The 15,437-nt window shown below is 40.5% G+C and carries 15 protein-coding genes; 3 read left to right on the top strand and 12 right to left on the bottom strand.

Translation table 11 applies throughout. The features are described from left to right. Positions 1 to 24: 24 nt before the first annotated feature. From rplC to rpsL, 6 genes are all read right to left on the bottom strand, one after another. Complete coding sequence (rplC, locus tag DIZ30_RS01835; RefSeq protein WP_002290445.1) at positions 25 to 654, bottom strand: 50S ribosomal protein L3; 630 nt, start codon at positions 652 to 654, stop codon at positions 25 to 27. Between the two features lie 30 nt (positions 655 to 684). Next, positions 685 to 993, bottom strand: coding sequence for a 30S ribosomal protein S10 (gene rpsJ, locus DIZ30_RS01840; protein WP_002290443.1), 309 nt, complete (start codon positions 991 to 993; stop codon positions 685 to 687). Between the two features lie 405 nt (positions 994 to 1,398). Next, complete coding sequence (gene tuf, locus DIZ30_RS01845) at positions 1,399 to 2,586, bottom strand: elongation factor Tu (RefSeq protein ID WP_002290442.1); 1,188 nt, start codon at positions 2,584 to 2,586, stop codon at positions 1,399 to 1,401. Positions 2,587 to 2,757: 171 nt separating this feature from the next. Next, on the bottom strand, positions 2,758 to 4,845 hold the full coding sequence (gene fusA / locus DIZ30_RS01850; RefSeq protein WP_002294317.1) for an elongation factor G: 2,088 nt from the start codon (positions 4,843 to 4,845) through the stop codon (positions 2,758 to 2,760). Positions 4,846 to 4,938: 93 nt separating this feature from the next. Next, the gene (rpsG, locus tag DIZ30_RS01855) at positions 4,939 to 5,409 is read right to left on the bottom strand and encodes a 30S ribosomal protein S7 (RefSeq protein WP_002290440.1); all 471 of its coding nucleotides are present in this window, start codon (positions 5,407 to 5,409) and stop codon (positions 4,939 to 4,941) included. An 83-nt stretch (positions 5,410 to 5,492) separates the two neighbouring features. Next, complete coding sequence (gene rpsL / locus DIZ30_RS01860) at positions 5,493 to 5,906, bottom strand: 30S ribosomal protein S12 (RefSeq protein WP_002294318.1); 414 nt, start codon at positions 5,904 to 5,906, stop codon at positions 5,493 to 5,495. Positions 5,907 to 6,224: 318 nt separating this feature from the next. On the opposite strand from rpsL, the gene rpiA reads away from it, so the two are divergent. From rpiA to gpmA, 3 genes are all read left to right on the top strand, one after another. Beyond that, positions 6,225 to 6,908, top strand: coding sequence for a ribose-5-phosphate isomerase RpiA (rpiA, locus tag DIZ30_RS01865; protein ID WP_002294319.1), 684 nt, complete (start codon positions 6,225 to 6,227; stop codon positions 6,906 to 6,908). Positions 6,909 to 7,040: 132 nt separating this feature from the next. Further along, entirely contained in the window at positions 7,041 to 7,622 is a 582-nt protein-coding gene (locus tag DIZ30_RS01870; RefSeq protein WP_002294320.1) for a recombinase family protein, read from the top strand. 171 nt (positions 7,623 to 7,793) lie between these two features. Continuing rightward, positions 7,794 to 8,480, top strand: coding sequence for a 2,3-diphosphoglycerate-dependent phosphoglycerate mutase (gpmA, locus tag DIZ30_RS01875; protein WP_002294321.1), 687 nt, complete (start codon positions 7,794 to 7,796; stop codon positions 8,478 to 8,480). Positions 8,481 to 8,777: 297 nt separating this feature from the next. On the opposite strand, the gene deoD is transcribed toward gpmA, so the two are convergent. The 6 genes from deoD to DIZ30_RS01910 all read right to left on the bottom strand — a co-directional run bounded on the left by deoD (position 8,778) and on the right by DIZ30_RS01910 (position 15,253). Further along, positions 8,778 to 9,485, bottom strand: a complete 708-nt coding sequence (gene deoD, locus DIZ30_RS01885; protein ID WP_002324276.1) for a purine-nucleoside phosphorylase — start codon at positions 9,483 to 9,485, stop codon at positions 8,778 to 8,780. Positions 9,486 to 9,501: 16 nt separating this feature from the next. Then, the gene (locus tag DIZ30_RS01890; protein WP_002289198.1) at positions 9,502 to 10,320 is read right to left on the bottom strand and encodes a purine-nucleoside phosphorylase; all 819 of its coding nucleotides are present in this window, start codon (positions 10,318 to 10,320) and stop codon (positions 9,502 to 9,504) included. Positions 10,321 to 10,343: 23 nt separating this feature from the next. Continuing rightward, positions 10,344 to 11,510 (bottom strand): phosphopentomutase, encoded by a 1,167-nt coding sequence (deoB, locus tag DIZ30_RS01895; protein ID WP_002289199.1) that lies wholly within the window; start codon positions 11,508 to 11,510, stop codon positions 10,344 to 10,346. 98 nt (positions 11,511 to 11,608) lie between these two features. Next, positions 11,609 to 12,565 carry an ABC transporter permease gene (locus tag DIZ30_RS01900; protein ID WP_002289200.1) on the bottom strand — a complete coding sequence of 319 codons (957 nt, stop codon included), beginning with the start codon at positions 12,563 to 12,565 and terminating at the stop codon, positions 11,609 to 11,611. Continuing rightward, positions 12,565 to 13,698, bottom strand: a complete 1,134-nt coding sequence (locus DIZ30_RS01905; protein ID WP_002289201.1) for an ABC transporter permease — start codon at positions 13,696 to 13,698, stop codon at positions 12,565 to 12,567. The genes DIZ30_RS01900 and DIZ30_RS01905 overlap by 1 nt, the downstream gene beginning before the upstream one ends. Further along, positions 13,691 to 15,253 carry an ABC transporter ATP-binding protein gene (locus DIZ30_RS01910; protein ID WP_002289202.1) on the bottom strand — a complete coding sequence of 521 codons (1,563 nt, stop codon included), beginning with the start codon at positions 15,251 to 15,253 and terminating at the stop codon, positions 13,691 to 13,693. The genes DIZ30_RS01905 and DIZ30_RS01910 overlap by 8 nt, the downstream gene beginning before the upstream one ends. Positions 15,254 to 15,437: the final 184 nt, after the last annotated feature.

Genomic DNA, 15,437 nt, shown 5'->3' on the forward strand with positions numbered 1-15,437 from the left:
TTAGTTCCTCCTTTCTTCCTACAATTATTTAGCTTTCACAGCTGATTTGATAGTGATTAAAGATTTTTTAGCTCCAGGAACATTACCTTTGATCAAGATAACATTTCTTTCTGCATCGACACGTACAACTTCCAAGTTTTGGATAGTTACGCGGTTGCCACCCATACGGCCAGCAAGACGTTTGTTTTTAAATACACGGTTAGGTGCAACTGGACCCATTGACCCAGGACGACGATGGTAACGAGAACCGTGAGCCATTGGTCCGCGGCTTTGTCCGTGGCGTTTGATAACCCCTTGGAATCCTTTACCTTTCGTAGTACCTGTTACATCAATAATGTCTCCTGCTTGGAAAACATCTACTGTAATTTCTTTTCCTACTTCATATTCTCCTAGCTCAACATTTTTGAATTCACGAATGAAGCGCTTAGGAGCCGTGTTTGCTTTTGCAACATGACCTTTCGCAGGTTTGTTTGATAAAACTTCACGCATATCTTGGTAACCAACTTGAATAGCTTCGTAGCCATCCGTTTCCATTGTTTTCACTTGTAGTACTACGTTTGGAGTAGCTTCTACAACAGTTACTGGAATTAATTCACCAGATTCAGTGAAGATTTGTGTCATTCCCACTTTTTTCCCTAAGATTCCTTTGGTCATGAGTACACCTCCATTATTTTTGTTTTAGTTTTATAATTTGATTTCGATGTTTACACCAGATGGTAAGTCTAGCTTCATCAAAGCATCAACAGTTTTTGGTGTTGGGTTCACAATGTCGATAAGGCGTTTGTGTGTACGCATTTCGAATTGTTCGCGTGAATCTTTGTATTTATGAGTCGCACGGATGATTGTGTAAAGACTGCGTTCAGTTGGTAATGGAATTGGACCAGACACGCTAGCTCCAGTTCTTTTTGCAGTTTCCACGATTTTATCCGCTGATTGATCTAAAATACGGTGTTCATACGCTTTTAAACGGATACGAATTTTTTGTTTTGCCATCTTGTTCCCTCCTTCGCCTATTTTGAAAAGTAGACATAGCTCCACGAAAATTTCCGTCACGCTCGTTCGTGGCAAAGCGTCCGGGCGTGTCGCAACCTCTCGTTTCTTAGCCGACGAAATCATTCTGATTACGTCTGTGCAATTCACTAAAGTAAACGCACCTTTGTCATTATAATATATATAAACTCACAAAGCAAGGCTTTTTCTTGTAAAAAACATTTTGTTTTCATAAAGTTTCATTTAGAAAATACTGACTCTTTTATTTCGTGTTTCTTCTATTATAATGCTCCTGTCTTTTTCCCTGATCCTGCAATAAATAAAAAAGCTCGGAACAAAGATCCTGAGACCTTCGTTCCGAGCGATTACGTCCGAATAAATGTTGCTTTACTTTAAAACTTAAGTGAATTAAGCTTTGATTTCTGTAACGACACCGGCACCAACTGTACGTCCGCCTTCACGGATTGAGAATTTAGTACCGTTTTCGATAGCGATTGGGTGGATTAATTCAACTTCCATTGTTACGTTGTCGCCAGGCATAACCATTTCAGTTCCTTCTGGTAATTCAACAACACCTGTTACGTCAGTTGTACGGAAGTAGAATTGTGGACGGTAGTTAGTGAAGAATGGAGTATGACGTCCACCTTCTTCTTTTGTCAACACGTATACTTCTGCAGAGAATTTTGTATGAGGTGTGATTGTACCTGGTTTAGCTAAAACTTGTCCACGTTGGATGTCTTCACGTGCAACACCACGTAGTAAAGCACCAATGTTGTCTCCAGCTTCAGCGTAGTCTAACAATTTACGGAACATTTCAACACCAGTAACTGTTGTTTTTGAAGTTTCTTCAGCAATACCAACAACTTCAACTTCGTCACCAACGCGAACTTGTCCACGTTCAACACGACCTGTAGCAACAGTACCACGTCCAGTAATTGAGAACACGTCTTCAACTGGCATCATGAATGGTTTGTCGTTGTCACGTTCTGGAGTTGGGATGTATTCGTCAACTGCAGCCATTAATTCAAGAATTTTTTCTTCGTATGAAGCGTCGCCTTCTAGAGCTTTCAAAGCTGATCCAGCAACTACAGGAACATCGTCACCAGGGAATTCGTATTCTGTTAATAGGTCACGAACTTCCATTTCAACTAATTCTAGTAATTCTTCGTCATCAACCATGTCTACTTTGTTCAAGAATACAACGATGTAAGGAACACCAACTTGACGAGACAATAGGATGTGTTCACGAGTTTGAGGCATTGGGCCGTCAGCAGCAGAAACTACCAAGATAGCTCCGTCCATTTGAGCAGCACCAGTGATCATGTTTTTAACGTAGTCCGCGTGTCCTGGGCAGTCAACGTGAGCGTAGTGGCGTGTATCTGTTTCATACTCAACGTGAGCTGTTGAGATTGTGATTCCGCGTTCGCGTTCTTCTGGAGCACCATCGATTTGATCGTAAGCCATAGCTTGGCCGCCGTTTTTCTTAGATAGTACAGTTGTGATTGCAGCTGTTAATGTAGTTTTACCATGGTCAACGTGTCCGATAGTACCAATGTTAACGTGTGGTTTAGAACGGTCAAATTTTTCTTTTGCCATTTTAAAATGTCCTCCTAAAAATACAATATATTTTTTATTTGTCTGATAGGTATATGATGTACACAAGGTACACCACATGCCCATATCATCGATAATTATTTTACACGAAACTATATTAAAAATATAGTCTCTTTGGATAATCTCTTTGCAAGACTATCCGGTTTTAAGAAATTATTCAGCTTTTCCGCCGTTTTTCTTAATGATTTCTTCTTGTACTGATTTTGGTACATCTTCGTAGTGGTCAAATGTCATTGTAAATGTACCACGACCTTGAGTAGCAGAACGAAGAGTTGTAGCATAACCAAACATTTCAGCAAGTGGAACCATCGCACGAACAACTTGTTGGCCGCCAGCGCGAGCTTCCATACCTTCAACACGTCCACGACGAGCAGTTACGTGACCCATAACATCACCTAAGTAATCTTCAGGGATAACAACTTCTACAGCCATGATTGGTTCAAGGATTACTGGATTAGCTTTCTTAGCTGCTGCACGTAATGCCATAGAAGCAGCAACACGGAAGGCAGTTTCATTTGAATCGACATCATGGTATGAACCATCGTAAAGTTTAGCTTTGATATCTACTAATGGATAGCCAGCTAAGACACCATTTTCCATAGCATCTTTCAAACCAGTTTCAACAGCTGGAATGTATTCACGAGGAACAACCCCACCGACGATCGCATTTTCAAATTCGAAACCAGCACCTTCTTCATTTGGTGTAAATTCAATCCATACGTGACCGTATTGACCTTTACCACCAGACTGACGTACAAACTTACCTTCGGCTTGAGTGCCAGCACGGAAAGTTTCACGGTAAGATACTTGAGGCGCACCTACGTTAGCTTCAACTTTGAATTCACGACGCATACGGTCAACGATGATATCTAAGTGAAGTTCACCCATACCAGCGATGATTGTTTCGCCTGTTTCCACGTTTGTTTCAGCACGGAAAGTAGGATCTTCTTCAGATAGTTTTTGTAAAGCCACACCCATTTTATCTTGGTCAGCTTTTGATTTAGGTTCAATAGCGACTTGGATAACTGGTTCTGGGAATTCCATGGATTCAAGAATAACTAGACTCTTTTCATCACATAGTGTGTCCCCAGTAGTTGTGTCTTTCAAACCAACAGCAGCAGCGATATCTCCAGCGTAAACTTCAGAGATTTCTGAACGAGAGTTGGCATGCATCTGTAGGATACGACCAACACGTTCACGTTTGCCTTTTGTTGCGTTTTGTACGTATGAACCTGATTGTAAAACACCAGAGTACACACGGAAGAAAGTTAAACGACCTACGAATGGGTCAGTCATAACTTTAAATGCTAAAGCTGAGAAAGGAGCGCTGTCGTCTGCAGGACGTTCTACTTCTTCATCAGTTTTAGGGTCAATCCCTTTGATAGCTGGGATATCTAACGGTGATGGCAAGTAATCAAGAACAGCGTCCAATAGTAATTGAACCCCTTTGTTCTTAAATGCTGAACCACATAGTACTGGGTAGAATTCTACGTTAACTGTTGCGCGGCGGATACCTTCTTTTAACTCAGCTTCAGTGATTTCTTCACCTTCTAAGTATTTCAAAGTAAGTTCTTCATCAGTTTCAGCTACAGCTTCAACCAATTTTTCGCGCCATTCTTCAGCTAATTCGCGGTATTCTTCAGGAATTTCTGTTTCTTCGATCTCTGTTCCAAGATCGTTTGTATACATTTCAGCCTTCATTGTTACAAGGTCGATAATTCCTGTGAAGTCGTCTTCCGCACCAATTGGTAATTGGATTGGGTGAGCGTTTGCTTGCAAACGGTCATGTAAAGTTGATACTGAATATAAGAAGTCAGCACCGATCTTGTCCATTTTGTTTGCAAATACGATACGAGGTACACCATAAGTTGTTGCTTGACGCCAAACTGTTTCAGTTTGAGGTTCAACACCTGATTGTGCATCAAGAACAGTTACAGCACCATCAAGTACACGCAATGAACGTTCAACTTCAACTGTGAAGTCTACGTGTCCTGGTGTGTCGATGATGTTGATTCGGTGACCCTTCCATTGTGCTGTAGTAGCAGCAGAAGTGATCGTAATACCACGTTCTTGTTCTTGTTCCATCCAGTCCATTTGTGAAGCTCCTTCATGAGTTTCACCAATTTTATGGATTTTACCAGTATAGTACAAGATACGTTCAGTAGCAGTCGTTTTACCAGCATCGATGTGGGCCATGATACCGATATTACGAGTATTTTGTAAAGAAAATTCTCTGGTCATTCTCCTTGTTTCTCCTCTCTTTACTATCTAGTTGCTAAAAATAAGGACACTATCTGAGGTCGACTTATAAAAGCCGACCAAACAGAGAGAATCTTACCAGCGATAGTGAGCAAACGCACGGTTGGCATCAGCCATTTTATGAGTGTCTTCACGTTTTTTAACAGAAGCACCTGTGTTGTTTGCAGCATCCATGATTTCTTTTGCTAAGCGTTCTTCCATTGTGTGTTCACCGCGCAAGCGAGCGTAGTTTACTACCCAACGAAGACCTAGAGTAACGCGTCGTTCAGGGCGAACTTCAACTGGTACTTGGTAGTTTGAACCCCCAACACGACGTGCTTTAACTTCAAGAACAGGTTGAACGTTTTTCATTGCTTGTTCAAACACTTCTAATGGATCGTTACCTGTAGATTCTTTGATCAAGTCAAAGGCATTATAGATAATGTTAGCTGCAATCCCGCGTTTTCCGTCAACCATTACACGGTTGATCAAGCGAGTTACTAATTTTGAGTTATAAATAGGATCTGGTAAAACATCACGTTTTGCAACAGGACCTTTACGTGGCATCCGTAACTCCTCCTTCCGAAATATTGTTCATAGTAATTACTTCTATATAGTAGAAGCAAGTTTCATTTGTTTAATAATTAAAATTAAGCTTTAGGTTTTTTAGTTCCGTATTTAGAACGGCTTTGTTTACGGTCGTTAACACCAGCAGTATCTAAAGCACCGCGAACGATATGGTAACGTACCCCTGGTAAGTCTTTTACACGACCACCGCGTAATAATACAACACTGTGTTCTTGTAAGTTATGACCAATCCCTGGGATATAAGCAGTAACTTCAATTAAGTTTGACAAACGAACACGTGCATATTTACGTAAAGCTGAGTTCGGTTTTTTAGGTGTCATTGTACCCACACGAGTTGCTACCCCACGTTTTTGAGGTGAGTTTACGTTAGTTTGAGTTTTCTTAAAGCTGTTATATCCTTTGTTCAAAGCAGGTGAATTAGATTTTTCCACCTTTGATTTACGAGGTTTACGTACTAATTGGTTAATTGTAGGCATTCCTTGTTTCCTCCTTCCCACGATTTGCGTCTAGTTCCACACATCCAGGTGGTTCTTTTTTTGTGATAAAAAATAAATGCAATGTCTGCATCCTTATCAAATATGCTTTGATAAACAGTCAGCACGTTTCTTCACAGAAACCTGTAGATAAAGCACCTTTGTTAGAATATCACGAATGAAAAAACATGTCAACAAGAGATGCAATTTTTTTTGAAAAAGCTTTATTGGAATAAAAAAGAATGGTATCTTTTTACCGTAAATCACGCTAAAATAGTGAGGAAAGCACGATGCTCAAACTAAAAAAAGGTGGACGCAAAGATGAATTTAAAACAATTAGCTGGCATTGAAGCCGCGAAATTCGTAAAGGACGGGATGATCGTAGGTCTCGGGACCGGTTCAACCGCCTATTATATGGTAGAAGAGATTGGTCGCCGTATGCGTGAAGAAGGTTTACGTATCACAGGAGTTACTACTTCAAATGCGACAAAAGAACAAGCGGAAAAATTAGGAATACCGTTAAAGAGTATTGATGAAGTCCCCGTAGTCGATTTGACAATAGACGGTGCTGATGAAATCAGTGCTGATTTTCAAGGGATCAAAGGCGGCGGCGCTGCTTTGCTTTTCGAGAAAATAGTCGCTACGTACTCAAAAGAAACGATTTGGATCGTTGATTCTTCTAAATTAGTCGATAAACTTGGGAAGTTCCCACTCCCAGTTGAAGTGATCCCTTATGGCTCCCAACAGCTACTTCATATTTTTGAAGAAAAAGGATTCCAACCTGTCTTGCGTACAGACGAAAACGGAGAAGTCCTAACCACAGATGGTGGTCATTACATCATTGATCTGCATCTAGAAGTCATCGAACAGCCAGAAAGCTTAGCTACCTATTTAGATGAACTTGTTGGGGTAGTAGAACATGGGCTTTTCCTAAACATGGTTTCTAAAGTAGTTGTCGGCTCAGAAAAAGGCGTTGAGATTCTTGACGCAATCCGTCGTAAATAAAGAAAAACTGCTTGATCATCCAATAAAAAAAGACAGCGGAAAATTTGCGAAAAAACTATCTTTTTGACGTACTTTATGCTACATTTTTACTATTATATCCAGTTAGAAAATCACTGCTAGAAAGGAATCACCATGAAAATTATTGGTTATGCACGCACAACCATAAATGACGTTGATTTAACAACTCAGGTTGATCAATTATCTGACTTTGGTTGTCAAGAAATTTTCCATGAGACATATGAAGTGGAACAAAATGATTCTACTGCTGTTCATTTGGAGTCAGTGATCGCTGACATGCAACAAGGCGATGCACTAGTCATTTGCCAACTTCATCGATTAGGCAAATCTACGCGGCAATTAACAGAACTCACGCAATTATTCAAAGATCGCGGGCTGCACTTGATTAGTCTTGATGAAGGAATCGATACGCGCGAAATGGGAAAAATCTATTTCCAATTAATGGAAAACCTAGCAAACATGGAGTGCGCATTGATCAAAGAACGTACATTAGTTGGATTAGATGAAGCTCGTAAAAAAGGAAAAATCGGCGGAAGACCAAAAATCGATGCAAAAACGATCAAAAAAATCCGACGTCTCTATTATGAAAAAAAAGAAACGATCCAATTTATTTCTTCAAAATGCGGTGTTTCAGTTGGAACATGTTATAAATATATCAATTTACCTGAAAAAGAAATCGAGCAATTATGCATCTAATACCTAAAAACGAACAGTTGCGTGGGCACTGTTCGTTTTTTTATATTCTCTACTTGTTTTCTCATAGAATCTTATCTAATTTTTCGATGGAAATCTCTTCCAAAAAATTGTACAATAAAACAGAACTGAAAATTTCAGAAATATAAACCTATCTTAAAAGGAGAGCTAAACATGCCAAAATTAGTTTTTTCTCGTCACGGTCTTAGTGAATGGAATGCATTGAACCAATTTACTGGTTGGGCTGATGTAAATCTAGCACCAGAAGGAATCGAAGAAGCAAAAGAAGGCGGACGCAAAATCAAAGAAGCTGGAATCGAATTTGATGTTGCTTACACTTCTGTTTTAACTCGTGCAATCAAAACATGTAACTTGATCTTAGAATATTCAGATCAACTTTGGGTACCACAAATCAAATCATGGCGCTTAAACGAACGTCACTATGGTAAATTACAAGGTTTGAACAAAAAAGAAACAGCTGAAAAATACGGCGACGAACAAGTACACATCTGGCGTCGTTCTTACGATACTCTTCCTCCATTAATGGAAGAAACTGACGAAGGTTCTGCAGCAAATGACCGTCGTTACGCAATGTTAGACAAACGCGATATTCCTGGTGGAGAAAACTTGAAAGTGACATTAGAACGCGCTTTACCATTCTGGCAAGATGAAATTGCTCCAGCATTACTAGACAACAAAACTGTTTTAGTAGCTGCACATGGTAACTCATTACGCGCCCTAGCTAAACATATCGAAGGTATCTCTGACGAAGACATCATGGATCTTGAAATTCCAACAGGTCAACCACTTGTTTATGAATTAAATGATGACTTAACAGTTGCTAAAAAATACTACCTATAAAAAACACTATAAAAAAGGGACTGTGACACGATTTGTCACAGTCCCTTTTTTCGTATAAACGGTGTTCTCCTGCCAACTTCTCGGTCACAAGTAACAATATTCATCAAACATGAAAAGCTGTTTTTTGAAATTGTTCCTTGTGACTCAGAGTTAAACGGCAGATTCACAACCTCTTGGTAAACGGTGTTCAAAAGCTTACATTTGCAATAATAAGTCCAGCCAAGTCAAAAACATGAGGAGCTATTTTTGCTTGGATGTTCTTATTACTTAATGCAGGGCAGCTTTTTCATTTCCTTCTTATTCTGCTATCGCTGTTTCCAATCCTACTTCGATCATTTCATTGAACGTAGATTGACGTTCTGCAGCTGTTGTTTCTTCACCGGTGATCAAATGGTCGCTAACGGTCATCAAACTTAATGTCTGCACATGGTATTTCGCGCCTAAGTAATAAAGAGCCGCTGCTTCCATCTCCACTCCTAAAACGCCAAGTTCAGCTAATTGGAATGTCTCTGTCAAATCATCTTTGTAGAAAGAATCTTCCGAAAGAACATTTCCTACATGAACCGTATAGCCCTTTTCTTTAGCTATCTCATATGCTTTCAGTAATAGATTGAAATCACTGATTGGAGGAAAATGAAAGGCTTGGAAATTTTTTTCGATCATCGAAGAACTGGTCGCTGCACCTTGTGCTAGTACTAAATCACGAACATGGACGTCTTTTGACAATGCACCGCATGTACCTACTCGAATCAATTTCTTTACACCATACGACTGGACCAATTCATGGGCATAGATGGTGGCTGATGGCATTCCCATTCCTGTTCCTTGAACAGAAATACGTTCTCCTTTATATTTGCCGGTAAAGCCTAACATACCGCGTACCTGATTGTAACAAACTGGATCTTCCAAAAAAGTCTCCGCAATATATTTAGCTCGCAAAGGATCTCCCGGAAGTAAAATCTTATCGGCGATCTCGCCTTCTTTCGCTTCAATATGCACACTCATTTTATTGTTCCTCCTATTACAATAATGTCAATGTTTCTTTAACCAATGCTTTAAAAGATTGTTTGACTCTCTGAGTTGTTTCTACAACTTCTTCATGGCTCAGATTCGCTTGCATACCTGCTGCTAAGTTGGTAATACAAGAGATTCCTAACACTTTTAATCCGCTGTGAGCTGCTACGATGACTTCTGGAACAGTCGACATCCCTACTGCATCGGCTCCTATTGTCCGAGACATTCGGATCTCCGCAGGCGTTTCATAAGTTGGTCCAGAATAGCCCATATATACGCCTTCTTTAAGATCCAAACCTAGTTTTTCTGCTGCTGCTTTTGCTGTTGCTTGATAGTCAGGCGTATAAGCTTGACTCATATCTGGAAATCTAGGGCCCATTGCATCTTCATTCGGACCGATCAAAGGATTTTCACCAGTAAAATTGATATGATCGGTAATCAGCATCAAATCTCCTGGTACAAATGATTCGTTGACACCACCACATGCATTAGTCACAATGACTGAATGGGCCCCTAGTCCGGCCATCACACGTACTGGATAGGTCACTGTTTGCATGGAATGACCTTCATAGTAGTGGAATCTCCCTTGCATGGCTAACACTTTCTTGCCTGCCAGAGACCCATAAACTAGCTTTCCTGCATGCCCAACTACTGTCGAAACAGGAAAGAACGGGATCTCATCATAAGAAATCATTACAGCATCTTCGATTTCATCTGCTAATTCACCTAATCCTGAACCTAGAATCAAACCAAAATCAATTTCTTTTACTCCTTTATCAAGGATAAACTGGGTCGTTTCTTGTAACATCTCGCTTAACTTGGTCATTTGCTTTCTCCTATTTAAAAAGATTATTTTAATAATTTCAAGAAGCTTTCGCCATTTTCAGTCGAAGAAACACTAAAGTTCTCAGCAATCGTTGCTGAAATATCTGAATAATATCCTTGAGGCAATGCCCCTTGTTCTTTCATTTTTTTACTGTAAACCAATAACGGTACATATTCTCGCGTATGATCGGTACCAGTAAACGTCGGATCGTTTCCGTGATCGGCTGTAATCATTAGCAAGTCGTCTTCTTCCATCGCTTCAAGCAATTCTGGAATTCGTAAGTCAAATTCTTCAATCGCATGCGCATAGCCGACTACATCCCGACGATGACCGTATAATGCATCAAAATCTACTAAATTGGTAAAGCTGATTCCTGAAAAATCGTTTTTCATAACTTTCAGCAGCTGGTCAACGCCATCCATATTGCTTTTCGTGCGGACAGATTCAGTGATTCCTTGTCCGTTGAAAATATCGTTGATCTTTCCAACAGCAATCACGTCCTTTCCTGCTTCTTTCAAAGAATCAAGGACTGTGTGTCCGAATGGATTCAACGCATAATCATGGCGATTGCTTGTTCGTGTGAAGTCTCCTGGTTCACCCACGTACGGACGTGCAATGATTCGGCCAATCATATACGGATCATCTTTTGTTATATCACGAACGAATTGGCAAATCCGATATAATTCTTCTAAAGGAATGATTTCTTCATGTGCCGCGATCTGAAGGACAGGATCGGCAGAAGTATATACAATTAAATCGCCTGTTTTCATTTGGTGTTCACCGTAATCGTCAATAACAGCTGTTCCGCTATAAGGTTTGTTACATACGACTTTACGGCCAGAAAATTCTTCGATTTGTTTGATCAGATCGTCAGGGAATCCGTTCGGAAACACACGAAATGGAGTTTTGATATTCAATCCCATGATTTCCCAGTGGCCTGTCATCGTATCTTTCCCTACAGAAACTTCTTCTAATTTCGTCGCATAGCCTTGATGATCTTTCACTGATTCCACACCTTCAAGAGGACGGATCGTTCCTAAACCAAGCTGCTCTAAATGTGGAACGTTCAATCCTGCTTCTTTCGCAATGTGTCCTAATGTATCAGAACCAACATCACCGAACTTATCGGCATCTGGTGCTTCTCCAATTCCTACTGAATCCATGACGATCAGATGTACGCGTTTAAACATGATTATTCCTTCTTTCTTTTTATTTTTATTGCCTTTAAAACAAAAAGGGCGAGACGAAAAACACTTCCCGTAACCCACCCTTTTTATTCGCTAAAAGATTATTTTGATTTGATATAGTTCTTCCCGTTTGCTTTTGGACCAGAAGCTTTCCCTAAGAAAACAACCAGCACAATGATTGTCAGCAAATATGGAGCAATTTGCAGCAATACTGGCGGAATCGAAGAAATAACTGGTAATTGTGCGCCAATGATACTCAAGCTTTGAGCAAAACCAAAGAACAATGAGGCACCCATTGCCCCTAAAGGATTCCACTTACCAAAGATCATAGCAGCCATGGAGATGAACCCTTGTCCAACGATCGTACCAGCTGAAAAGTTACCGGAAATCGACTGAGCAAAAACAGCACCGCCCATACCGCCTAACAAGCCAGAAATCAGTACGCCTGAATAACGCATAGCATATACATTGATACCTAATGTGTCGGCAGCTTGAGGATTTTCACCAACTGAACGGAGGCGCAAGCCGAATTTCGTCTTGAAGATGATCACCCAAGCTAGGACAGCAATCAAAATAGCACAATAAGCAGGTAAGAATGTATTTTTAAAGAAAATTGGTCCAATGACCGGAATATCTGCTAATCCTGGGAAAGAAAAATACCCCAGATTCTGCGTGATGTTATCAGTTTGACCTTTACCATACCATGCTTTGATCAAGAAAACACCTAAAGCAGGTGCCATCAGATTAATTACTGTCCCGCTGATAATATGGTCAGCACGCAAACTGACTGTTGCTACTGCGTGAATCAGAGAAAATAGGATACCTACGACGCCACCCACTAAAATAGCGATCCATGGTGTCATAGAACCAAGTGATGGACTCATCGTCAAGTTGAAAACGATGGAACTAAAAGCACCCATGACCATGATTCCCTCTAGCCCTACGTTTACGATCCCGCTTCGTTCAGAAAAAGTTCCGCCTAATGATGTTAAGATCAACGGTGTTGAATAAACCAGTGTAGAAGTAAGGATCAAAGCAATTAATTCGATAGTCGACATTATAGTTCGCCCCCTTCATGGTTTTGATTCGTTGGTTTCGATTCGATTGTCGCAACGATCTCTTCTTGTTTTTTCCCTTGGAAGACTTTAGCCATGACGAAACGAATCAGGAAGTTGATCCCGACAAAGAAGATAATCAAAGCAATCGATACATTGACGATCTCAAACGGAACACCTGCTCCTGTCTGCATGCCAAGTCCACCGATCTTCAAAATACTGAACAAGATCGCTGATAAAAGAATACCGATTGCTGATCCAGAACCAAGCAAGGAGACAGCCATTCCGTCAAATCCAATAGATAGCGAAGTCGTTTGAACAAAGAAGTTTTGATACGTTCCTAATCCTTCAACCACACCGCCAAGCCCTGCCAAAGCGCCAGAAATGACCATCGACAAAACGATCGTACGTTTACTACTCATTCCTGCATACTCAGAAGCAAAAGGATTCAATCCAACAGAACGGATTTCAAATCCTAAAGTCGTTTTCTTCATCAGCAGCCAAACGAAAATAAGCGCGATGATTGCTAAAAATAATCCTGAGTTTACGCGAGAGCCGCCAAAAGCTTGTGTTAACCATGGTAACCGCAGTGAGGCATTTTGACTGATCATATTGGAAGAGTCCAAACTTGAGCGATAGCTTTCAGGCATCACTTCATGTAAAGCAAATGTGCTTACGTATAATAAGATATAGTTCATCATGATTGTTACGATCACTTCACTTGTTCCAAAAAATGCTCGAAGTAAACCTGGAACAGCCGCTGCCATCGCACCAGCTAAGGCACCTAAGATCACGCATAACGGAAGCAAAACAACTTTTGGCAGATCTGGAAACGCAAGTGCCACCCAGACACTGACGATCCACCCGCAAAGTGCTTGTCCAGAAAGCCCAATATTGAAAAACCCTGCTGAGTTAGCTACAGAAAAACCTAATGCTGTAAAAATCAACGGCGTTGCTTGCCTTAACGTTTCACCTATCCCTCTTTGCGAACCAAGGGCTGCATCTAGCATAGAAGAATAACCTTGGATGGGCTGAAAACCAAAAGCAGCCATCAATATCGCGCCTAAGATCAATCCTAAAACAACTGAAAGTACAGGCACTAATAAATTACGGAATTTTTCGCTGCGATCATTCATGTGCGCCAGCCCCCTTTTCTAACTCTTTTCGTGCTTCTTCTAAGGTATAGCCCGCCATCAATAGACCTAATTCATTTTCAGATGTTTCTTTCGGATCAACGATACCGACAATTTCTCCTTCATGGATAACAGCAATACGATCCGAAACATTTAAAATTTCTTCTAATTCGAAACTGATCAGTAACACTGCTTTGTATTTGTCCCTTTGTTCGATCAGACGTTTATGAATAAATTCGATCGCACCTACATCCAGTCCACGAGTTGGATTTGCAACAATCAACAGATCAGGATCTCGGTCGACTTCACGAGCGATAATTGCTTTTTGCTGATTTCCGCCTGATAAAGCTTTTGCGGGAACAAGTTCATTCGTTGTTCGAACATCATATTCTTCGATCAATTCTCTGGCATGTTCATTCATCACTGAATAATTCAGCATGCCGTTTTTACTGTAAGGTTTTTGATGATAAGTTTGTAGTGCGATATTTTCAGATAATGTCATATCTAGGACTAACCCGTATTTATGACGGTCTTCTGGCACGTGTCCTACACCATGTTCAGTGATTTTTCGGGGTTTTTTATTAGTGATGTCTTCCCCTTTTAGCTTGATATGTCCGCTTTCTGCCTTTCGCAAACCAGTCAAAGCTTGGATCAACTCCGACTGCCCGTTTCCATCGATTCCAGCGATACCAAGTACTTCGCCAGCACGAACCTCTAAGTTCAAGTTTTTCACGGCTTCTAATCCACGATTTTCTTTCACCACTAGATTTTCAATAGACAAAACGACTTCTTGAGGCTTCGCTTCTTTTTTCATCGTTTTGAATGAAACCGTTCTTCCAACCATCATATCGGCTAATTGTTGTGAGGTTACGTCTTTAACGTTGACTGTACCGATTCCTTTTCCACGGCGGATAACTGTACAGCGGTCAGCTACTGCTTTGATTTCATCTAACTTATGCGTAATCAAAATGATCGACTTGCCTTCTTTGACTAATTCCTTCATGATCACGATTAATTCATCAATTTCTTGAGGGGTCAATACAGCTGTCGGCTCATCAAAAATCAGTACATCTGCTCCTCGGTAAAGTGTTTTTAAAATTTCTACCCGTTGTTCCATCCCAACTGAAATATCACGAACGTAAGCATCTGGGTTGACTGACAATCCATACTGTTCAGAAACTTTTTGGATCTCTTTTCGTGCTTTTTTATGGTCAAGCATCCCTGCACGACTAGGCTCGCTTCCCAACACGATGTTTTCTGTTACAGTAAAGGCATCAACAAGCATAAAGTGCTGATGGACCATCCCAATCCCTAATTGGTTGGCTTTGGTCGGACTTGTGATCTTTACTTCTTTCCCACGCATCAAAATTTTCCCTGATGTCGGCTCTAATAATCCGGAAAGCACGTTCATCAATGTAGATTTGCCAGCACCGTTTTCTCCAAGCAACGCATGAATTTCTCCTGCCTTTACTTGTAAATTGATGTTGTCATTTGCCTTGAATGTTCCAAATTCTTTGGTAATATTCTGCATTTCTATGACAATATTTTCTTGAACCACCTTTTTTTCACATCCTAACGATTTCTATCTAGGGCAACGATTGACTAAGATTCACGCTTAGTGAGCGTTCTTCTTTTGAAACAAACATTACTTCAGGGAGTTGTTCCCTTATCCAAACTGTCACAAGGCAGCTTGGATAAATGAACAATTCTTGTTCTAATCAAACCATAGCCTTGTCAAACAT

This window comes from Enterococcus sp. H57, assembly GCF_003112495.1.
Lineage (GTDB): Bacteria > Bacillota > Bacilli > Lactobacillales > Enterococcaceae > Enterococcus_B > Enterococcus_B faecium.